Source organism: Nocardia sp. NPDC003183 (assembly GCF_053590715.1).
Genome location: NZ_JBSFTG010000017.1, coordinates 26,212 through 45,785, shown reverse-complemented (window position 1 = coordinate 45,785; position 19,574 = coordinate 26,212). Strand labels below are relative to the sequence as shown.

The 19,574-nt window shown below is 67.8% G+C and carries 21 protein-coding genes; 11 read left to right on the top strand and 10 right to left on the bottom strand.

Annotated features, from left to right (window positions below; genetic code table 11):
• Positions 1-2 precede the first annotated feature (2 nt).
• Genes ACWDXS_RS30965 through ACWDXS_RS30950 form a run of 4 tightly spaced genes read left to right on the top strand, consistent with a single transcriptional unit; the run spans position 3 to position 4,287 of the window.
• The gene (locus ACWDXS_RS30965; protein WP_387446584.1) at positions 3-1,262 is read left to right on the top strand and encodes a cytochrome P450; all 1,260 of its coding nucleotides are present in this window, start codon (positions 3-5) and stop codon (positions 1,260-1,262) included.
• A complete protein-coding gene (locus ACWDXS_RS30960; RefSeq protein ID WP_449971160.1) occupies positions 1,262-2,506 on the top strand; it encodes a glycosyltransferase family 4 protein in 1,245 nt (414 codons plus the stop codon). Before ACWDXS_RS30965 ends, ACWDXS_RS30960 begins: the two co-directional genes overlap by 1 nt.
• A 37-nt stretch (positions 2,507-2,543) precedes the next feature.
• Entirely contained in the window at positions 2,544-3,275 is a 732-nt protein-coding gene (locus ACWDXS_RS30955) for a class I SAM-dependent methyltransferase (protein WP_387446582.1), read from the top strand.
• Entirely contained in the window at positions 3,265-4,287 is a 1,023-nt protein-coding gene (locus ACWDXS_RS30950) for a prenyltransferase (protein ID WP_449971157.1), read from the top strand. The genes ACWDXS_RS30955 and ACWDXS_RS30950 overlap by 11 nt, the downstream gene beginning before the upstream one ends.
• Before the next feature lie 6 nt (positions 4,288-4,293).
• Here ACWDXS_RS30950 and ACWDXS_RS30945 read toward each other — a convergent pair whose 3' ends face one another.
• Entirely contained in the window at positions 4,294-4,950 is a 657-nt protein-coding gene (locus ACWDXS_RS30945) for a class I SAM-dependent methyltransferase (RefSeq protein ID WP_449971154.1), read from the bottom strand.
• Positions 4,951-5,038: 88 nt separating this feature from the next.
• Between ACWDXS_RS30945 and ACWDXS_RS30940 the strand changes: the two genes are divergently transcribed.
• A complete protein-coding gene (locus ACWDXS_RS30940; RefSeq protein WP_378630312.1) occupies positions 5,039-5,185 on the top strand; it encodes a DUF1059 domain-containing protein in 147 nt (48 codons plus the stop codon).
• On the opposite strand, the gene ACWDXS_RS30935 is transcribed toward ACWDXS_RS30940, so the two are convergent.
• Genes ACWDXS_RS30935 through ACWDXS_RS30895 form a run of 9 tightly spaced genes read right to left on the bottom strand, consistent with a single transcriptional unit; the run spans position 5,186 to position 13,670 of the window.
• A complete protein-coding gene (locus ACWDXS_RS30935; RefSeq protein WP_449971151.1) occupies positions 5,186-5,758 on the bottom strand; it encodes a hypothetical protein in 573 nt (190 codons plus the stop codon).
• An 18-nt stretch (positions 5,759-5,776) separates the two neighbouring features.
• Positions 5,777-6,733, bottom strand: coding sequence for an MlaD family protein (locus tag ACWDXS_RS30930; protein ID WP_449971149.1), 957 nt, complete (start codon positions 6,731-6,733; stop codon positions 5,777-5,779).
• Entirely contained in the window at positions 6,730-7,764 is a 1,035-nt protein-coding gene (locus tag ACWDXS_RS30925) for an MlaD family protein (protein ID WP_449971146.1), read from the bottom strand. Before ACWDXS_RS30925 ends, ACWDXS_RS30930 begins: the two co-directional genes overlap by 4 nt.
• A complete protein-coding gene (locus ACWDXS_RS30920) occupies positions 7,761-8,831 on the bottom strand; it encodes an MlaD family protein (RefSeq protein WP_449971143.1) in 1,071 nt (356 codons plus the stop codon). Before ACWDXS_RS30920 ends, ACWDXS_RS30925 begins: the two co-directional genes overlap by 4 nt.
• A 32-nt stretch (positions 8,832-8,863) precedes the next feature.
• The gene (locus ACWDXS_RS30915; RefSeq protein WP_449971140.1) at positions 8,864-9,871 is read right to left on the bottom strand and encodes an MlaD family protein; all 1,008 of its coding nucleotides are present in this window, start codon (positions 9,869-9,871) and stop codon (positions 8,864-8,866) included.
• Entirely contained in the window at positions 9,859-10,857 is a 999-nt protein-coding gene (locus ACWDXS_RS30910; RefSeq protein ID WP_449971137.1) for an MlaD family protein, read from the bottom strand. Before ACWDXS_RS30910 ends, ACWDXS_RS30915 begins: the two co-directional genes overlap by 13 nt.
• Positions 10,857-11,900, bottom strand: a complete 1,044-nt coding sequence (locus tag ACWDXS_RS30905; protein WP_378992713.1) for an MlaD family protein — start codon at positions 11,898-11,900, stop codon at positions 10,857-10,859. The genes ACWDXS_RS30910 and ACWDXS_RS30905 overlap by 1 nt, the downstream gene beginning before the upstream one ends.
• A 4-nt stretch (positions 11,901-11,904) precedes the next feature.
• Positions 11,905-12,771, bottom strand: coding sequence for an ABC transporter permease (locus ACWDXS_RS30900; protein WP_378992711.1), 867 nt, complete (start codon positions 12,769-12,771; stop codon positions 11,905-11,907).
• On the bottom strand, positions 12,771-13,670 hold the full coding sequence (locus tag ACWDXS_RS30895; protein WP_449971132.1) for an MlaE family ABC transporter permease: 900 nt from the start codon (positions 13,668-13,670) through the stop codon (positions 12,771-12,773). Before ACWDXS_RS30895 ends, ACWDXS_RS30900 begins: the two co-directional genes overlap by 1 nt.
• Before the next feature lie 233 nt (positions 13,671-13,903).
• On the opposite strand from ACWDXS_RS30895, the gene ACWDXS_RS30890 reads away from it, so the two are divergent.
• Genes ACWDXS_RS30890 through ACWDXS_RS30865 form a run of 6 tightly spaced genes read left to right on the top strand, consistent with a single transcriptional unit; the run spans position 13,904 to position 19,560 of the window.
• Positions 13,904-15,109 (top strand): cytochrome P450, encoded by a 1,206-nt coding sequence (locus tag ACWDXS_RS30890; RefSeq protein WP_378992709.1) that lies wholly within the window; start codon positions 13,904-13,906, stop codon positions 15,107-15,109.
• Positions 15,109-15,906, top strand: a complete 798-nt coding sequence (locus tag ACWDXS_RS30885) for an SDR family oxidoreductase (RefSeq protein WP_378992708.1) — start codon at positions 15,109-15,111, stop codon at positions 15,904-15,906. Before ACWDXS_RS30890 ends, ACWDXS_RS30885 begins: the two co-directional genes overlap by 1 nt.
• Positions 15,903-16,130, top strand: a complete 228-nt coding sequence (locus ACWDXS_RS30880; protein ID WP_379295003.1) for a ferredoxin — start codon at positions 15,903-15,905, stop codon at positions 16,128-16,130. The genes ACWDXS_RS30885 and ACWDXS_RS30880 overlap by 4 nt, the downstream gene beginning before the upstream one ends.
• Positions 16,130-16,681, top strand: coding sequence for a Cif family virulence factor (locus tag ACWDXS_RS30875; RefSeq protein ID WP_378992706.1), 552 nt, complete (start codon positions 16,130-16,132; stop codon positions 16,679-16,681). Before ACWDXS_RS30880 ends, ACWDXS_RS30875 begins: the two co-directional genes overlap by 1 nt.
• Before the next feature lie 5 nt (positions 16,682-16,686).
• Positions 16,687-17,925: a hypothetical protein gene (locus ACWDXS_RS30870; protein WP_387446568.1), complete on the top strand. Its 1,239-nt coding sequence runs from the start codon at positions 16,687-16,689 to the stop codon at positions 17,923-17,925.
• 24 nt (positions 17,926-17,949) lie between these two features.
• The gene (locus ACWDXS_RS30865) at positions 17,950-19,560 is read left to right on the top strand and encodes an acyl-CoA synthetase (protein ID WP_449971125.1); all 1,611 of its coding nucleotides are present in this window, start codon (positions 17,950-17,952) and stop codon (positions 19,558-19,560) included.
• The last annotated feature ends 14 nt before the right edge of the window (positions 19,561-19,574 follow it).

The window sequence follows — 19,574 nt, the reverse complement described above, 5'->3', positions numbered from 1 at the left end:
CTGTGTCCGCGACATCCATCCCCGCCGGATTCGATTTCACCGATCCGGCCCTGTGGGAATCCCGCAACCCCGTCCAGGAATTCGCCGAGCTCCGCCGGACCGCACCGGTGTGGTGGAACGCCCAGACCGACGCGCAGTCGGGCGGCTTCCGCGACGGCGGCTACTGGGTGATCACCAAACACGAGGACATCAAGGAGGTTTCGCGCAATCCGGAGCTGTTCTCCTCCGAGCGAAAGGGCTCGGTGATCCGGTTGCCCGGCGAGGTGACACCCGAGCAGATCGAACTCACCGGTGCCCTGCTGCTGAACATGGATCCGCCCAAACACACCAAGATCCGGCGCATCATCGCCAAAGGGTTCACGCCGCGCGCGGTCGAGGGGTTGCGCGCGGCGTTGACCGAACGAGCGGGCGCGATCGTGGCCGCGGCGCGCGCGGCCGGCGGTGGTGATTTCGTCGAACAGGTGGCGTGTGAGCTTCCGCTGCAAGCCATCGCCGAACTCGTCGGCGTCCCCCAGCAGGACCGCCGCAAGCTGTTCGACTGGTCGAATCAGATGCTCAACTACGACGACCCGGAGTACGGCGACGCCACGACCACCGACGCCTCGTCCACCGCGGCGATGGAGATCCTCGGCTACGCCTGGAACATGGCCGAGCAGCGCCGCACCGATCCCGCCGACGACATCGTCAGCAGGCTCGTGCACGCCGATCTCGACGGGGAGGCGCTGGGCTCCGACGAGTTCGGGTTCTTCGTGATCCTGCTCGCGGTCGCGGGCAACGAGACCACCCGCAACGCCATCACCCACGGGATGAAGGCGTTCATCGACAATCCGGATCAGTGGGAGCTCTACAAGCGACAGCGGCCACGGACCGCGCCCGACGAAATCGTGCGCTGGGCGACGCCGGTGACGGTCTTCCAGCGCACCGCGACCGCTGACACCGAGCTCGGCGGGCAACTCATCCGCGCCGGTCAGCGGGTCGGATTGTTCTACAGCTCAGCCAATTTCGACGAGGATGCCTTCGAGAGCCCGTTCCGTTTCGACATCTCACGCGACCCCAATCCGCATCTGGGCTTCGGTGGCACCGGCGCGCACTTCTGTGTCGGCGCGAACCTGGCCCGGCTCGAGATCGAGCTGATCTTCAACGCCATCGCCGACGTGATGCCCGATTTGTCCCAGGTTTCGGAGCCGCAGCGGCTGCGATCGGGTTGGATCAACGGCATCAAACACTGGCAGGTCAGCTACGAGTCGGGAACGGTGCACTGATGCGGATCGCGCTGCTGTCATATCGGAGCAAGGCGCATTGCGGCGGGCAGGGTGTCTACGTCCGATACCTGAGTCAGGGGCTCGTCGATCTCGGCCACCAGGTCGAGGTGTTCTCCGGCCAGCCCTATCCCGAGGATCTCGACCCGCGGGTGCGGCTCACCGAGGTACCGAGCCTGGACCTGTACCGCGACGAAGACCCTTTTCGCACACCGCATCCCCGCGAGATCCGGGATCGTGTCGACCTGCTCGAGCTCGCCACCATGTGGACGGCCGGGTTCCCCGAACCGCGCACGTTCAGCTTGCGGGTGGCCAAACTGCTGGCCGCGCGCGCCACGGAATTCGATGTGGTGCACGACAATCAGTGCCTGGGCTACGGTCTGCTCGCCATCGCCGAGCGGTTGCCGCTGGTGGCGACCGTTCACCATCCGATCACTCGCGACCGCGCGGTCGATCTGGCCGCGACCCCGTGGCGGCGCAAGCTGTTCGTGCGGCGATGGTACGGCTTCCTCGGCATGCAACAGCAAGTGGCACAGCAGATTCCGGACCTCATCACGGTGTCCTCGTCTTCGGCCGCCGATATCGCGCAGGACTTCGGCGTGCGGCCCGGACAGTTGCATACCGTCCCCCTCGGCGTGGACACCGACCTGTTCCGGCCGCGCGAGACACCGCGGGTGCGCGGGCGCATCGTCGCGGTCGCGAGCGCCGACAAGCCGCTCAAGGGCATCGCACACCTGCTGAGAGCCGTGGCCCGGCTGCGCCATACCTGCGATGTCGAGCTCCGGCTGGTCGCGAAGCTGGAACCGAACGGCCCCACCGAGAAGCTGATCGCCGAACTCGGTATCGCCGATATCGTCACCCCGGTCAGCGGAATGAGCGACGAGCAGCTCGCCGAGTTGCTCGCCTCTGCCGAGATCGCCTGCATTCCGTCGATGTACGAGGGGTTTTCGCTGCCCGCCGTCGAGGCGATGGCCAGCGCGACACCGCTGGTCGCCAGCCGGGCAGGCGCGCTGCCCGAGGTCGTCGGCGAGTGCGCCGAGCTGGTCGAGCCAGGCGATGTGGACGCACTGACCCGGGTGCTCGGCGAACTGCTCGACGATCCCGACCGCCGTGAGCGCCTCGGCGCGGCGGGTCGTGTCCGCGTTCTCGAACTGTTCAGCTGGTCGGCCGTTGCCGCGCAGACACTCGCGATCTATGACCAGGCGATCACCCGCCACTGCCCTACCCCGCCGGGCACCGCCCGATGACGACACCGCCCGACCCCGCGCAGCACCTGGAGGCCTCATGTTGACCGTCGATTTCGACCGCTTGGGCATCGGCCCCGGATCACGGGTGATCGACATCGGCTGCGGCGCGGGCAGACATTCCTTCGAGGCCTACCGCCGCGGAGCCGACGTCGTCGCGTTCGACCAGAATGCCGCCGACCTGGCCGATGTCGACATCATGTTCGAGGCCATGGCCGCGGCGGGCGAGGCACCGGAGTACGCCAAGGCCGAGACCGTGCGCGGCGACGCGCTCGATCTGCCCTACGGCAACGACGAATTCGACGTGGTCATCGCCTCGGAGATCCTCGAGCACGTCCCGCAGGACACACAGGCGATCGCCGAACTGGCGCGGGTGGTCAAACCCGGTGGCGCGCTGGCGGTCACGGTGCCGCGCTGGCTGCCCGAACGCATCTGCTGGGCGCTCTCGGACGAGTACCACGCCAACGAGGGCGGTCACGTCCGCATCTATCGCGCCGACGAGTTGCGCGACAAGATCACCGCGCGCGGTCTGCGCTACCACCACCAGGACTTCGCGCACGCGCTGCACGCACCCTTCTGGTGGCTGAAATGCGCTGTCGGCGTGCGCAATGACAAGCACCCGCTGGTGAGCGCCTATCACCGCATGCTGGTGTGGGACATGATGTCGGCGCCCGCGCTCACGCGCACCGCCGAACGTGTGCTGAATCCGCTGGTCGGCAAGTCGGTCGCGCTCTACTTCACGAAACCGGCGGTGCGCGGCGATGCCCGTTGAGCTACCGGCCGTTCCCGGGGTCGTCTCCGCGCGTGAGATCCGGCAGACCGCCGAATCCATCGCCACCGCACAGGAACCCGACGGTGCGATCCCCTGGTTCAGCGGCGGCCACACCGATCCGTGGGATCACATCGAGTCCGCGATGGCGCTCACCGTGGGCGGGTTGTGGGACGTGGCCCGTGAGGCCTACATCTGGTCGGCGAAATCGCAGCGCTCCGATGGGTCGTGGCCCACGCAGGTACGCGCGGGCGTGATCGAGAACCACGACGCCGACACCAACTTCTGCGCCTACCTGGCAACCGGTGTTCTGCACGCCCTCACGATCACCGGCGATACCGGGTTCGCCGCGGAGATGTGGCCGACGGTCCGCGCCGGCATCGACTTCGTCCTCGGGCTGCAACAGGGCGAGCACGGCGAGATCCATTGGTCGGCCGGCGAATCCGGATCATCGGGGGAAGCTCTGCTGACCGGCTGCTCCAGCATCTTCCACAGCCTCGGCTGTGCGGTGACCCTCGCCGAGCGGGTAGGCGACCCGCGACCGGATTGGGCGGCGGCTCGCAGCCGGCTCGGTAACGCCCTGCGCCATCATCCGGAAGCGTTCCTGGACAAGAGCCGTTACTCCATGGACTGGTACTACCCGATCCTCGGCGGCGCGGTGCGCGGCGCGGCGGCCACGGATCGGATAGCGCGGCACTGGAACGAATTCGTGGTCGCCGATCTCGGCATTCGCTGCGTGTCCGACGCACCGTGGGTCACCGGCGCCGAGACCTGCGAACTGGTGCTCGCCCTCGATGCCATCGGCGATACCGCCGCCGCGAGCACACTGTTCACCGCGATGCAGCATCTGCGCGATTCGGACGGATCCTATTGGACCGGACTCGTTTTCACCGACGGCAAGCGCTGGCCCGAGGAGCGCACCACGTGGACCGCGGCGGCGGTCGTGCTCGCCGCCGACGCCCTCAGCCGCACCACCGCGGGCAACGGCATCTTCCGCGACGCACTCCCCCGGTGATCCGGCTCAGTTACACGCGGCGGTTCGCTGCAGGATGCGCAGCGAACCGGTGACCGAGAGTTCGCGGAACTTGCCGCTGTCGATCGCGCGTCGATAGATGTTGTACGGCGCGCGACCACCGTCGGCGGGATCGGGGAAGACGTCGTGAATGGCGAGCAGCCCGCCACCGGCCACCCAGTGCACCCAGTTGTCGTAGTCACGCTGGGCGGCCTCCTCGGTGTGGCCGCCGTCGATGAACAGCATGCGCAGCGGGGCCCGCCAGATGCGGGCGGCGGCACTCGACGAGCCGATGATCGCGGTCACCGTGTCGGTGAGACCCGCGCGAATCATGGTGCGCCGGAACGTGGTCACGGTGTCGAAGACGCCGGTCTCCGGGTCGATCATGCTGGTGTCGTGGTATTCCCAGCCCGGCTGGTGCTCCTCGGAGCCACGGTGGTGGTCGACGGTGCACACGGTGGCACCGATTTCGCGGGCCGCGGCACCGAGATAGACGGTCGACTTGCCGCAGTAGGTGCCGATCTCCATGATGATTCCGTCACCCGCGTACGCGCGGGCGGCCGTGTAGAGCGCCTGTCCCTCTTCCGGCGGCATGAATCCGACGGTCTGTTCGGCGAGGGCGAACAGGTCGCTGGTACCGGCGGAGATCTCGTCTACAGCTCCCATGCGGGTGACGCTAACACATGACCTGGAATACAATCCGGACTACTGTCCGGAAAGATGCTCGGATAGCCGGAACCCAAGGAGAACATCGATGAAGACTCGTCTCAACTGCCCCTGTGGCGTCAGCATTCGCGGCACCGACGAGGCAGATCTGATCAAGCAGACCCAAGAGCACCTGGCCGCGAACCACCCCGGCCACGACTACACCCCGGACGAGATCCTCTTCATCGCCTACTGATCATTTCGTCGGCAGGGCGTTCTGCAGGCCGCCCACCTCGGTGATCTGCCAGTCGGAATTCCGGTCGACGGTGAGCGAATAGGTGACGGTGGTCCGCGTTCCCTCTGGCGTCTGGGCGCTGGTGGAGACCACGTCGAGGTAGGCATTGACCTTGTAGATGCCACCGGCTTCCGAGATCACCTTCGCCGAGAGCGGGTTCGCCTTCGACGTCCACTGCAGCGGGAGCAGGATCTGCTCCAACTGCGGTGCGGTGGCGTCGAATTTGGCGGCCAGAGACCCGGTGGTGCCGGTTTTGAGCCGGGCGAACCAGGCGGGCACGTCGCGGTAGTCGATCGTGGACGCGCCGACGCCGTAGCCGGTCGCGATCTGCTCCACGCGCTCGGCGTCGGCCGCGCGCGCGTCGCGCTCGGCGATCGTCGCCCGCGCCGAGAAGTACAGCGCCGCGAACGTGACGACCGCGGCGACGAGCACCGCGATCGTGCCGCTGACCAGGACGGTCGAGAGCCGGACGGAGACGGTGCGCGGTGTCTGTTCGTCGGCGGCGGTGGCTTCTACTTCGGTCGCTGTACTCATGGTCAGTCCTTTGTCCGGCTATTTGACGCCGAGGCGGAAATGCACGGTGCCGTCGGCGTCCACGTTCTGCAGTGCTTGGTCGATCAGGGTGCTGATGTCGATGGCCGGCGTCCGATGGACCGCGTCGGTGACCACCGGCCCGAGAAGCTGTCCCAGCGGGGCGATACTCGGGCCGATCTCGGTGATCAGGGCGGTGAGGTTGTCGAGGAAGGGGACAAGGCCGTCGCCGGTGAAGTAGTCCTCGACCGGGCGGCTTTCCACCAGCTCCGCACCGGACTCGACGATCGCGTTCAGCGTGACACCGAACTCGCCGAACAGCGGGCCCGCCGTGGCGAGCGACGGCCCGAGCCACGCCATGTCACCACCGAGGGCTTGGATATCGGCGAACAGCTGCCGGATCGCCTCGGTGCGGCTGAGCAACGTCGCCGCGAGCAGCGTCGATGACCGCTGCAGCGTCCCCATCGCGGCGTCGGTACCGGCGAGCGCGCGATCGAAGGTGTCGACCAGGTTCGCGATCGTCTCGGGTCGGAGCTGGCCGAGCAGCTCGACCAGCCGGGCCGAGAGCGCGGTGATGGTCGTCGGCAGGTGGACGCGGTCCGCCGCGACGACCTGGCCGTCCTCGAGATACGGGCCTGCCCCTGACTCCGGTGCGAAGGCGATGTAGGGCTCGCCCAGCGCCGACAGCTGCTCGATGCGGACATCGCTGGACACCGGGATGCGGTGGCGACTGTCGATCCGCAACCGGACGAGCACACCCCCGTCCTGTTTGCGCACCGACTCGGTGCGCCCGACCTGGACACCGGAGAGCAGGACCGGCGAGTTCGGCGCCAGCCCGCCCGAGTGCGCCAGCCGCAGATCCGCGGTGCGGTAGCTGATGCGCGGATCGAGCCGGAGCACACCGAGCGACATGTACCCGACCCCGAAGACCAGCACCGCCATGATCGCCGAGAGTGACACTGTCGCACGAAGGTTCATCGCACCAGACCGATCATTCGCAGGGAGTCGACGATCCGGGCGGTGTGGTCGCCGGGCGTGATCGACAGGTCGATCGCGGGTCCGTGCTGCGCGAACGGGACCAGGTCGGTGTTGATCAGGTCGATGAGCGCCTTCATGTTCGAGGGCGCGTCGGTGTCGAGGGGGCGGCTGCCGAGCAGCATGGGCACCACGGCGCGGGTGGTGTCGTCCAGGGAGGACAGCAGCGGGCCGAGCCACTGGACGCTCGGCGCGACCGGGCCGAGGGCGGTCAGCACGAAGATGACGCTGATCTGGGTGTTCACCGCATCGGTGGTGTGCTGGACGCCGTAGGGGGTGAGTAGCTCGTCGAGAATCGGCAGGTTGTGCCGCATCCCCTCGTCGACGGTGGCTTCCAGGCCGTCGAGCAGGGCGTCGACCGAGTTCAGGTGATCGCCGAGGTCGGTGATGTCGGCTCCGAGAGTGTCTGCGATTCTGGCTGTTTCGCGCGGGTCGTCGGGGAATACCCCGTTCGTCGTGCGCACGATGTCCTGGAAGTCGGTCACCGCACCGCTGCCGATGAAGGTGGACAATCCGGCCAGGATGTCCTCGATCGGCGGCGACTGGGTGGTGTCTTCGAGCGGGATGGTCGCGCCCGCTGTCAACTCGCCCGCGGTCGGGTCGGCGGGCTCGCTCAGGGCGATGTGGACGTCGCCCAGCGGCGTCTCCTGGCGCAGTTCGGCGGTGGTGCCGATTGGGAGCCGGACCGACCGCTGGATCTCGACATCGACGACGGCATACCCGGGCACGGCGGCCCGCTCCGCCGTGCCGGGGACGGGGTCGACCAGGGTGACGCCGGTGAGCCCGCCGACGCGGACACCCGCCGCGATCACCTTGGCGCCCTGCGGGAGATTGAGAACGTCGGCGAACTCGATCCGCAGCGGATAGGTGGGTCCGCCGACATCGGCTCCCGGCACGGGCAGATCGGCGGGCTGGAATCCGCAACCGGTGGCGGCGAACAGCACCGCGAGGACGAACAGGGCGACACGTTTCATCGGGCGCTCACCGCTCCCAGTAGGACGGGCATCGCGGAAATCGTCATCGCACCGCTGTCCGAAGGCAGGCACGGCTGCCCGGTGACGACCTGCACGGCCGCGCAGATCCGGTCCGAGTCCTGCTGGGCGAGTGCGAGTTTCGGCGGCGCGTAGCCGATGGTCAGCGCGCCGGTGGCCGGGTCGACAGCACCGGCGAAGCCACCGGCGACGGCAGGCGCCATCGCGATCACGTCGGCCAGCGAGCCGACCCCCGCCGCGATCATCCGCGACAGGTCGGGCACCGCGTCCAGTGCGCGCAGTCCGGGCGAGCCGAACATCATGATCACATCGTTGAGCTGGGGCAGCAGATCGGCGAGAGTGGCGACGATCGCGATGACCGGCGGAAAGGCGATGGTGACGATGTCGTTGAAAGTCTGCGGCAACCCGGTCACCGTCGTCTCCACCTGCGACCAGCCGCCGCGTGCGCGGTGGGCGAGCTCGGTGAGCGCGTCGAGCAACTGCCCGAGGTGACCGATCGCCGCATCGGGTGCGGCCAGTGCCCGGCTCAGCGCCACGATCACGTCGTTGATCTGCTCGCCCGTCCCCGCCGTTGCGCGTTCCAGGGCCGTGATCCCGGCGCCGAGGGCGGTCCGCTGCGCCGGATCGCCCGCGCCGTTGAGCTGGTCGGCCAGGCCGGCGAGGGCGTCGAAGGTCTGCGTAAGGCTCTTGGGCGTCAGGGTTTTGGTGATGCACGCGCTCGAATTCCAGCCCGGCCCGACAGGTTCGTTGCCGATGAGGGCCAGTCGGCGATCGGCGATCAGGGTGTCGCTGACCGTCACCGCCCCGACCTCGAGCGGCAGCTTCCGATCGGCGCGGACGGTGAATTCGACGCGCGCCGAGGCTCCGTCGACGCTGATGCCGGTGACTCGCCCGACCTGCACCCCCAGCACCGTGACGGCGCTGCCTTCGTAAAGTCCGATGCTGTCGGGCATTGCGGCGCAGTAGGCCCGCATCGGCGGGTTCGGTGTACTCAGTCGCAGACCCAGGGCACCGGCGAGGACGAGAGTCAGAACCACCGCGACCGACATCAGCCCACGCGATCCGAGTAGCTGTTTCGATATCAACAGCCGCCCCCCGGCAGTGGCACACAGACGGCGGGCAGCTGGATCGTCGCCCCGGACTGATCGACACTCACCCCGCCGCCCGGTGGGAGCAGCGGGAGCAACCGCTCCTCCAGTGCGCGTACGGAATCGAACAGGGCGCCCAGGCGCGTGCCGAGCTCTTCGAGCGCGGGGACCGCCGCGGCGAGCGGGGCCACCCGCTGCTGGATCGAGGCATCCCACGCGCGGCCGAGCGGCGTGACCTGTTTCAGCACGACCGCCAGATCGATCAGGGAATCCGCGACCACCACCTTGTTGGTCTGGATGATCTGCTCGAGCGTGCCGAGGGTGATGATCAGGTTCGCCAGCACATCGGCGTTGGCCCGCAGTGCGCTGAGGTACTCGTCGGCGATGGACAGGGTGCGCGAGATGTCCGCGTTCTGCTCGTCCAGGATCGCGACCACGTCACCGGCGGCGCGCACGGCCGAGCGCACCGCGTCCGGGCTCTTGTCGATCGCGGTGGACAGCGCGGCGAGATCGCGCCGGAAGACCTCGCCGTCGATGCGGCGCACCGGCTCCACCGCGTCCTGGAATGCCCGGGTCAGGTTGTAGGGCACGATCACTCGCTGCGCGGGCAGCACCGCATCACCCAGCGGTTGCGTGCCCGCGGGCAGTACCGCCACGTAGTAGCCGCCGACAAAGGTCAGCATCCGGATATCGAGGGTGGTCTGATCGCCGATGAACGCGTCGGCGGCGACTGTGAACCTCATCCGGACCCGGTCGGGCAGCAGGTCCAGCGAGGTCACTTTCCCGACGGGGATCCCGGCGAGCCGCACATCGTCGCCGACGCGGACCGAACCCGCCTCTGTCAGGTCGGCGGAATAGGTTCTCTGCGAGGTGGTTCCGGTGACATAGACGAAACCGATCGCGACCAGGAGCAGTACCGCGGCGCACATTCCCGCTATCCCCCAGCGCAATTCACCGGCGCGGGGATCGTTGATGGCGCGTCGGCGCGTTATCGGTGACACAGCACGATCCCCTGTCCGGCGATGAGCACTTGCAGCGGTGGCGGTGCGGTGGCGTCACCGTGCGAGCAGGTGAGGTCGGGCCCGGTCTGCGGAATCGCCCGCGTCATCGACTGGATGAGGCCGGGCAGGCTCTCGAACGCGGCCACCGCCTCGTACGGATCGGGGAAGGCTCGGGTGAGCGCCGCGTCGAGATCGCTGTTCGGCTCGCCGGTGACCCCGAAGACGGTCAGCATGCTGCGCAGCGGTTTCAGCACGCCGGGAATGCCGATCGAGAAGTCCACCAGCCCGGGCAGTTTCGCGGTGATGGCCATGAACAGGTTGGTCAGATTGGTCAGCAGCGTGATGGCGTTGCCCGACTTTCCGTCGAGATGATCGGCGACCTCGGCGAGGTTGCGCGCCAGGGTCGACAGGACCATTTGACGGTCGGAGGCGAAGCGGCTGAGCTTGTCGATGGCGCCCAGTGCCTGCCCGAGACCTGTGCCCTCGCCCTGGATCACGGCGAGGATGCTGGTCGCGAACTGGTTGAGATCCTCGGGAGAGAGTTCGGCCAGCACCGGCTGCAAACCCTTGAACAGACGGGTGATGTCGAAGTCCGGCACCGTCTCCGCGGTACTGAAAACCGACGCCGGATCACGTCGGCCCGTCGGCTGGTCGGGTTGCTCGACGCCCAGATACCGGAAACCCGTGAGGTTCTGGTAGCGGATGGCGATCCGGGAGTTGAGGAACAGCGTCCGATCCCGCGCGACGGTGAAGCGCACGCGGGCGAGCGCGCCGTCGAGCTCGACGGCCTGCACCTTGCCGACCTGCACCCCGTAGAGGCGCACGTCGTCACCGCTGCGCAGGCCGTTCGCATCGGTGAACAGCGCTGTGTAGGTGTCGGTTTCGCCGTCGACGGGTCGTTCGATCACGCGCAGGACACCGACCAGCACCACGGCCATCAGCGCGACCGCGGTGGCTACCCGGATCAGCAGGGCACGCGTCGTCATCAGCGCCCGCCCCCGAGCATCGCGGCCAGCGGCGCCGCCAGACCCGGCACACCGTCGAGCGCGACCTCGGCCCGGAGCACCGGGCCCTCGGGTGTGTCCTGGAAGGCTGTGTCGAGTCGGGTGAGCAGCTCGCTCAGCTGCTGCGCCGAACGCTGCGGGGTGCTGACCGAGGCGGCGAGTCGGTCGAGGACAAGGCTGAGCATCGGCAAGATCTCCCCGAAGTACTGCTGAGAGGTGCTGAACAGTCGCGTGACCGTCGGCAGCAATTGGTACTGGACGCCCTCGAACATCCGGCCGAACCGCTGGAGCTGATCGGGGACCGCCAGGTATTTGTTCGTGTACTCCGCGTTCAGCAGCGTCAGGCCACCGGTCAGCATCGGCGGCAGACCGGTCAGCGCCGAACCGAACTGTTCGAACAGCACCGAGGGCGGTAGCTGTCTGGTCTCCGCGTAGGAGCGGGCGGTCGTGCCGATCGCTTCCAGCAGCGGGGTGAACGCCGTGAGATCGCGGGAGACGGTGCTGAGCAATGCGACGAGTTTCGGTGTCAGTACCTCGTCGGTGAGTTGTCCCGTTGCTTTCAGCAAGGCGGAGAGCGTGGCGTCGTGTACCCGAGCAGCGTCGCGACCGGTCAGGTCGACGGTCGAACCGTCGACCAGCTCAGCACCGCCCACCGTCGAGTGCAGCTCGATGGCGCTGATGCCGAACAGGTTTCCCGGCGCGTAGTCGACGGCCAGCGCGTCGGTCAGGCCGAACAGTTGAGACCCGCTCAGCGTCAGCTCGATTCGCTGCTTGCTCCGGCCGGCGAAGTCGATCGTGTCGACCGAGCCGACCCGCACGCCGTCGAGCCGGACATCGGTGCCCTCCCCCACACCCTCGCCGACCGCGCCGACCAGCAGCGCGACCCGGATCTGGTCGGCGGGCACGCTGTCGGGCACCACGCGCCAGACCAGCACGGCGAGTAGCGCGAGCGCGATGGCGAGCGCGCCGAGGATCCGGGCGCGCAGCGGCCCGACTTCGGTTCCCGGCAGGGCGTAAGCAGGCATGGCATCACCCGGTGAACGTGACGGGGGATTGAAATCCCCACAGTGCGATGGTGGCGACCATGTCGAGCGCGATGATGGCCACCAGGCTCGCCCGAATGGCGCGCCCGGAGCCGATACCGACGCCCTCGGGGCCGCCCGTGGCGAAATAGCCCTGATAGCAATGGATCAGCACGACGGCGATGGCGAACACCATCACCTTGACGGTCGCTGCGAAAACGTCCCACCCGACCACGAACTGATCGAAGTAGTGGTTGTAGGTTCCGGTCGGTGTGCCGTGGATGGTCGTGACGATGAAGGCGCAGGAGGCGTAGCTCAGAATCAGCGCGACCACGAATGCCGGTGCCACGGCGAAGATCCCGGCGATGACCCGCGTCGTGACGACGAAGGGCACCGACCGGATCCCGAGTGATTCCAGCGCGTCGATCTCCTCGGAGATGCGCATCGAACCGATCTCGGCGGTCATCCGGCACCCGGCCTGGGCCGCGAAGCCGATCCCGGCCGCGATCGGCGCGAGCTCGCGGGTCACGCCGAAGGCCGAGATCAGGCCGCTGAGCTGACCCAGCGACAACAGGTTCAGCGCGCTGAACGCCTCGATGCCGATGGACGCTCCCATGGCGGCGCCGAGCAACAGCATCAGGGGCACCACGCCGCCGCCGATGATCACCGAACCGCGACCCCACGTCATGTCCGTCACCATCGTGACCGTCTGGCGCCGGTAGTGCACGAGCGTGTAGGGCACCGACGAGAGCACCTGCCAACCGAAGCCGATCACGAAGCCGATCGACTCGATCGGACCGAGTGGACGGATGCGGCGGCGCCGCAGTCTGCCCACCCAGCGCAGCCCGGCGGGATAGTACGGAGCGGCGCTCATCAGGCCATCCTCACCGGGAAGAACATGGTGACCACCTGGGTGATCACGGTGTTCAGCACAACGGCCGCGGCGATCGACATCACCACGGCCGCGTTGACCCCGTCGGCGACGCCGCGCGGCCCGCCCTTGGCCTCCAACCCGCGCTGACAGGCGATCACGACGACCAGGAACCCGAAGATCAACGCCTTGACCAGCGAGACCCACACGTCGATCGAGGTGGTGAAGGAACCGAAGGACTGCCAGTAGCTGCCCGGGGTGACGTTCAACGCCGATACCGCGACCACGAACCCGGAGCTGATGCCGACGAAGATGATCAAGATATTGAGCAGCGGCGCGACCAGCATCATGGCCGCGATGCGGGGCACCACCAGCCGTTGCACCGGGTCGATGCCCATCACCCGGAGCGCGTCGACTTCTTCTCGGATGGTTCTCGCCCCGAGATCGGCGGCGATCGCGGCGGCGCCCGCACCGCCGAGCAGCATCGCGGTGGCCATCGGCGCGCCCTGTTTGATGACGCCGAGACCACCCGCGGCACCGATCATCGAATCGGCGCCGAGTTCGGACACGATATTGCCCACCTGGGCGGAAACGATGACACCGAACGGAATGGCCATCAAAATGCTCGGCACCGCGGTGACTCTGATCAGAAACCAGGCCTGCGCGAGAGTTTCGTGTATCTGGAATCGGCCGCGAACGGCGTCGTTCGCCCCGAGATAGACGGCGCCGGCGCCCATCCGCAATGCCCGGCCGAGCGTCGCCACGCTCGAAAGGACGGTCTCGGAGAAGTTGCGCCGAATTATCCGGGCCGCACTCGCCTGTTCCGCCTCCGATACAGCCGGGTCGCCCGTGTCCGCCGCACCGACCCGAGCCGGTGCGACTTCGCCGTCTACCCCTGCCATGGCGGTGACCGTACCATATGATTTGGACCACATTCCAGACACTGGTCCAGATTTCTGACCGGCCTCGAAATCCGCCGACAACGGCCGGTCGAGGCCCTTCTTCAGCCCGGAAACCGTTGTGCTGAACTTGTGTCGATGGTACCGTCCAGACACATGTCCAGCTACCTGTCTCCTTCGGTGCGATCGACCCCAGCACCCGGCGGCGACGACCTATCGAAACCGGGGTATTCACGATGACGAGCGCCGCTGTGCAACCCCTGACTTTCGACCCGTACGACTACGGATTCCACGATGATCCGTATCCGACTTACCACCGCCTGCGCACCGAGGCGCCGCTTTATCACAATCCCGATCTCGATTTCTGGGCCCTTTCCCGGCATTCCGATGTGATCGCGGCTTTTCGGGACAGCAACCGGCTCTCCAGCGCCAATGGCGTCTCCCTCGATCCGGCGGCCTGGGGTCCGCACGCGCATCGGGTGATGTCGTTCCTGGCGATGGACGATCCACGGCATATGCGGATGCGCAGACTCGTCTTCAAGGGATTCACGCCGAAACGCGTCGCCGAGATGGAAGTCCGCATCCGCGAGATCACCCTCGAGCATCTCGAGCCCGCCCTCGCGCGCGGCAGCTTCGACTGGATCGACGACGTCGCGGGCAAGTTGCCGATGGACGTCATCTCCGAACTGATGGGCGTGCCCGAACCCGACCGTGCCGAGATCCGCCGGTTGGCCGATCTCGTGGTGCACCGCGAAGAGGGCGTCCTCGATGTGCCCGTCGACGCGATCGACGCCTCGATTCGGCTGTTCGGCTACTACGCCGACATGGTCGCCCAGCGCCGCGCCGCGCCCGCCGACGACCTCACCTCGGCGCTGCTGGACGCCGAAATCGACGACGACACCCTCACCGACGAGGAGATCATCGGCTTCATGTTCCTGATGGTCGTCGCCGGAAACGAAACCACCACCAAGCTTTTGGGCAACGCACTCTATTGGGCGGCGGCCAATCCCGCGGAGTACGCCAAGGTGGTCGCCGACCCGGAACTGGTGAGCGACTGGGTGGAGGAGACGCTGCGCTACGACACCTCCAGCCAGATCGTGGCCCGCACCGCGGCGGTCGACCTCGACTACCACGGCGGCACCATCCCGGCCGGCGCCAAGGTGCTGCTGCTGATCGGCTCGGCCAATCGCGACGCGACCGCCTTCGACGACGGCGACAGCTACGTGATCGACCGCAACGACAGCAGCGCGCTCGCCAGTTTCGGCGCGGGCGTGCACTTCTGCCTCGGCGCGCACCTGGCCCGGCTCGAAGCCACCATCGTGCTCGGCGAATTCGCCTCGCGCGTCACCGGATACGAGGTCGACGCCGACGGCATCGAACGGGTGCACTCCACCAACGTCCGTGGCTTCGCCAAACTCCCCATCACAGTAGAGGTCAGCTAGTGCCCCGATTCGAACCCCATCCCGACCGCAGGCCCGCGCTGATCGCCGGCGCGTCCTCCGGTATCGGCGCCGCGACGGCCGTCGCGCTCGCCGAACTCGGCCATCCGGTGACCTTGGGCGCGCGCCGGGTCGAGCTGTGCGAGGAGATCGCGGCCAAGATCCGGGCCGGCGGCGGCGAGGCGTACGCCCACCGTCTCGACGTCACCGATGCCGACTCCGTCGACGAGTTCGTGACGGCCGCCGAGCGCACGCTCGGCCCGACCGAGATCCTCGTCTCCGGCGCGGGCGACATCGAATTCTCCCTGGTCGGGGAGATGGACCCGGAACGCTTCCTGTTCCAGGTGCAGGTCCATCTCGTCGGCGCGCAGCGTCTCGTCCACCGGGTACTGCCCGGGATGACCGCGCGGCGCCGTGGCGATCTCGTCGTGATCAGCTCCGATTGCGCCGACAACCCGCGGCCACGGTCCGGCGCCTACAGCGCCGCCAAGAACGGGCTGGAGGCGATGGTCGGTCAGTTGCGCATGGAACTGGAGGGCACCGGAATTCGCGCCTCGCTGGTACGTCCCGGCCCGACCCTCACCGGGATGGGCATGGATTCGACTCCCGAGATCGTCGGGCCGGTACTGCAGGACTGGAAGGACTGGGGCCTGGCCCGCCACCCCTACATGCTGCGACCGCACCACCTCGCCGACGCGGTCGCGACGGTGGTCTCGGTCCCGCGAGGTGCCCACATGGTGCTGGTCGAGGTGCAGCCCGAGGCACCGCTGCGGCCGACGCCGGACGGAGGCGCGTCATGAGAATCGTGGTCGACCTCGACCTGTGTCAGGGACACGGCGTCTGCCAGGACGAGGCGCCTGCGGTCTTCACCGTGCCCAAGCGCGGCCCGGTCCAGATCACCGACGCCACCCCCGACGCCGCGGAGCACAAGGCCGTCGAGGCCGCGATCCGCTACTGCCCCACCCGAGCTCTGTCGATCGCCGACGGCGGCGAATCCGACTCCCCTGCGAAAGGCACAGACTGATGGCAAATTTCGAGCGGGCCGAACTCGACGAGATGGTTCGGCGCTGGGTCGTGGAGAACCAGCGATGTGAGGAAAAGGGCGACTGGAAGCCCCTCGCCGAGATGTACACGGCCGACGCCACCTACGGTTGGAACTACGGCCCCAAGCAGGAGTTCATGGCCGTCGGCCGCGACGAGATCCGCGACTACGCCCTGGGCCAGGAGATGCTCGGCCTCGAGGGCTGGACCTACCCGTATCAGGAGTTCGTCGTCGACGAGCGCAGCGGCACCGTCATCGGCTTCTGGAAGCAGATCAACGAGGGCAAGCGCGCCGACGGCCGCCACTACTCCCCCGAGGGCATCGGCGGCAGCTGGTTCCGCTACGGCGGCGACTTCCAATGGTCCTGGCAGCGTGACTTCTTCGACTTCGGCAATGTCTCGGCGATGTTCCTCGACATGATCACCGACAACGCGCTGTCGCCGGGCATGCACCAGCGCATCGAGCGCTCCGTCTCGCGGGACCCGCTGCCCGGCTGGTACCCCATCGGCGAATCGCCCGCTTCCCTGTGGTGACGTCGATGAGCAGGTACGCGGAGCTGTCCCGGGACCAGCTGGCCGCACTGGTCCCCGAACTGCTGCTGTGCGGTCACCTCATCGACCGGTCCGGGATGGCGCACACCATCGCCGCCTTCGGCCGCGAGGGAATGACGGCGGTCGCGATCGAGGAGTGGCAGCTGGCCAGTCCGATCTACACCCGCCGGATGCAGCGCGCGCTGCGCTTCACCGGCGACAGCGTCGAAACCATCTTCAAAGGGCTGCAACTCGACATCGGCGCGCCACCGCAGTTCATGGACTTCCGGTTCCGCGTCGATGACCACGATCACGGCGAGTTCTGGCTCGATCACTGCGGGGCACTGGCCGATGTGGAGCCGATGGGCGAGGAGTTCGTGGTGGCGATGTGCCACGACATCGAGGACCCCACCTTCGATGCCACGGCGCTGGCCACCAATCCGCACGCCCAGGTGCGGCCGGTGCACCGCCCACCGCGCAAGCCCGCCGACCGGACCCCGGTGTGCGCGTGGACGGTCGTCATCGATGCCGCGCACGTCCCGCCCGAGGTTCCCCGCAACGCCGCGCTGCTCACGAACTCCGTTGCCGCGCAGCTCGAGCTGGCCGACATCGACGTGGGTGAGGAGGGCAGGGCCGACTACACGGGGCCGCTGCTGAGTGATCTGCGGTTCGCCGATTTCTCCCATGCCGCGTTGCGCCGGATGGCCGACGAGATCTGCCTGCAACAGCACCTGCTGACCCTCGGGTTCATGGTCGCCATCGGGGAACGCGCCGATGCGGCGACCGCCCTCGGGATCGGGCGCAAGCAGTTCGCCGGAATCGCCGGACTGACCTCCGAGCGCATCCGCAACTGCCTGAACCTCGGCCGTGATCCGGACGCGCTGGCCCGGGTCTTGCGCGTGCATCCGGCGCTGAACCCGCTGGGCTACACGGGAATCGACATCTCCGTCGTGGAATCCGGGGTGCGTCTGCGGTTTCCGCATGCCAGCGGGGCACGGACCGACGGTGCGTGGCCCTCGATGCTGACGCCCGAGGACCTTCGCCCTCTCGATGCCCTTGTTCGCGGGGTCGACCCACGGTTCGTCGCCCGGGTCGCCGCTACCGACCAGCACGGCTGGACCGTCGAGATCGACCTGGCCGAACAACCGTTCCGCGAAGCGTCCGAGGTCGCGGTGACCCGCTTCAGCACCGGTGCGGGCTTCGCCTTCACCGACCGGGGCAAACCCCTGCCGCTCACCGTCGTGTGAGAGATCGTCGAGAGATGGATTGACATGGCCAACAACTTCGCCGACCTGTTCGAACACTCCGTCGACGCCATGCCCGATCGGATCGCGCTGATTCAGCGCGATCGTCGAGTGACGTTCCGGGAACTGGATATTCGCGCCAACCAGCTCGCGCACCGGCTCGCCGAGTCGGGCGTCGGCCACGGCACCCACGTCGGATTCCAGATGCACAACAGCATCGAGACCATGGAGACGTTGCTCGCGTGCTTCAAGTTGGCCGCCGTCCCGATCAATATCAACTACCGGTACGGCCCGACCGAGCTGGCCTATGTCTACAACAACGCCGACCTCGAAGTGCTGCTGTACCACGCCTGTTACGCCGAGACAGTCCGCGCGGGCCTCGCGCTCGCGCCGGGGGTGCGCCTGTCGATCTGTGTCGACGACGACCGCGACGTCGGCACCCCCGAGACCGGCGCGGTCCTGTACGAGCAGCTCGTCGAGGCGGGAAAACCGTTCCGCCCCTCGGTCACTCGCACCGCGGACGACCTGTTCATGATGTACACCGGCGGCACCACCGGCATGCCGAAAGGCGTCATGTGGCGGCAGGAAGACATGTGGCGTGTGCTCGGTGGCGGTGTCGACTTCTACAGCGGTGAACCGGTGCGCGACGAATATCAGCAGTCCGCGACGGGCGCCCAGGGGGTGCCCGCCATCTGGTTCGTGCTCCCGCCGCTGATCCATGCCGCGGCGATGATGCCGACGTTCAACGCACTCTGGTCGGGCAATACCGTGCTGTTCGAGCCGCGCTTCGACCCGGCGCGGGTGTGGGAATCCGTTGCCACGCACAAACCGCACGTCATGGTCATCACCGGCGACGCGATGGCTCGCCCGCTCATCGACACCTACAGCGCGGAACCGGTGGACGCCTCCTCGCTGCTCGTCATCGCCTCCGGGGCCGCGCTGCTGTCCCAACCCGTGAAGAACGCACTGCTGGAGCAGTTTCCGACGTCGATGGTGTCGGACTCGATCGGGTCGTCCGAAACCGGCTTCGGCGGTATCGGTTTCGCGCAGAAGGACGACGATCCGGCGCGCGGACCACGAGTGCAGACCGGGCGCGGCGCGGTGGTCGTCGACGAGGACGGGCGGCCCGTCGCGGCCGGCGAGGAGGGTTGGCTGGCCAAGACCGGCGCGGTCCCGCTCGGCTACTACAACGACCCCGAACGCACCGCCCGGCTGTTCAAGACGGTGGACGGTGCCCGCATCGTGGTCACCGACGACCGCGCCCGCGCCGAGTCCGACGGCTCGATCACCCTGATCGGGCGCGGCAACATGGTGATCAACACCGGCGGGGAGAAGGTGTTCCCGGAGGAGGTCGAGGCCGTCGTGAAGTCACACGACGCGATCTACGACGCGGTCGTCATCGGCGTCGCGCACGAACGGTGGGGCCAGCAGGTGGCGGCGATCATCTCGATCGCCCCCGACCACACCCTGGACTTCGATGCCGTGCGCACCCACCTGCGCCCCCATCTCGCGGGGTACAAGATCCCCAAACGCATCTGGGTGGCGGAGACGATCTCCCGCTCCCCCAGTGGCAAACCCGACTACCGCTGGGCCAAGGACTTCGTCACCGACCGAGCCCCCGACCATCAGTCCGAGTGAGGCATCGCGGGCTC

What these genes read in the sequence shown, in the direction of transcription:
- ACWDXS_RS30895 (WP_449971132.1), bottom strand. Translation starts at nt 13,670, where the DNA reads ATGGCAGGGGTAGACGGCGAAGTCGCACCGGCTCGGGTCGGTGCGGCG.
- ACWDXS_RS30960 (WP_449971160.1), top strand. Translation starts at nt 1,262, where the DNA reads ATGCGGATCGCGCTGCTGTCATATCGGAGCAAGGCGCATTGCGGCGGG.
- ACWDXS_RS30875 (WP_378992706.1), top strand. Translation starts at nt 16,130, where the DNA reads ATGGCAAATTTCGAGCGGGCCGAACTCGACGAGATGGTTCGGCGCTGG.
- ACWDXS_RS30910 (WP_449971137.1), bottom strand. Translation starts at nt 10,857, where the DNA reads ATGACGACGCGTGCCCTGCTGATCCGGGTAGCCACCGCGGTCGCGCTG.
- ACWDXS_RS30945 (WP_449971154.1), bottom strand. Translation starts at nt 4,950, where the DNA reads ATGGGAGCTGTAGACGAGATCTCCGCCGGTACCAGCGACCTGTTCGCC.
- ACWDXS_RS30955 (WP_387446582.1), top strand. Translation starts at nt 2,544, where the DNA reads ATGTTGACCGTCGATTTCGACCGCTTGGGCATCGGCCCCGGATCACGG.
- ACWDXS_RS30880 (WP_379295003.1), top strand. Translation starts at nt 15,903, where the DNA reads ATGAGAATCGTGGTCGACCTCGACCTGTGTCAGGGACACGGCGTCTGC.
- ACWDXS_RS30905 (WP_378992713.1), bottom strand. Translation starts at nt 11,900, where the DNA reads ATGCCTGCTTACGCCCTGCCGGGAACCGAAGTCGGGCCGCTGCGCGCC.
- ACWDXS_RS30870 (WP_387446568.1), top strand. Translation starts at nt 16,687, where the DNA reads ATGAGCAGGTACGCGGAGCTGTCCCGGGACCAGCTGGCCGCACTGGTC.
- ACWDXS_RS30890 (WP_378992709.1), top strand. Translation starts at nt 13,904, where the DNA reads ATGACGAGCGCCGCTGTGCAACCCCTGACTTTCGACCCGTACGACTAC.
- ACWDXS_RS30940 (WP_378630312.1), top strand. Translation starts at nt 5,039, where the DNA reads ATGAAGACTCGTCTCAACTGCCCCTGTGGCGTCAGCATTCGCGGCACC.
- ACWDXS_RS30865 (WP_449971125.1), top strand. Translation starts at nt 17,950, where the DNA reads ATGGCCAACAACTTCGCCGACCTGTTCGAACACTCCGTCGACGCCATG.
- ACWDXS_RS30950 (WP_449971157.1), top strand. Translation starts at nt 3,265, where the DNA reads ATGCCCGTTGAGCTACCGGCCGTTCCCGGGGTCGTCTCCGCGCGTGAG.
- ACWDXS_RS30925 (WP_449971146.1), bottom strand. Translation starts at nt 7,764, where the DNA reads ATGAAACGTGTCGCCCTGTTCGTCCTCGCGGTGCTGTTCGCCGCCACC.
- ACWDXS_RS30930 (WP_449971149.1), bottom strand. Translation starts at nt 6,733, where the DNA reads ATGAACCTTCGTGCGACAGTGTCACTCTCGGCGATCATGGCGGTGCTG.
- ACWDXS_RS30920 (WP_449971143.1), bottom strand. Translation starts at nt 8,831, where the DNA reads ATGTCGGTCGCGGTGGTTCTGACTCTCGTCCTCGCCGGTGCCCTGGGT.
- ACWDXS_RS30900 (WP_378992711.1), bottom strand. Translation starts at nt 12,771, where the DNA reads ATGAGCGCCGCTCCGTACTATCCCGCCGGGCTGCGCTGGGTGGGCAGA.
- ACWDXS_RS30935 (WP_449971151.1), bottom strand. Translation starts at nt 5,758, where the DNA reads ATGAGTACAGCGACCGAAGTAGAAGCCACCGCCGCCGACGAACAGACA.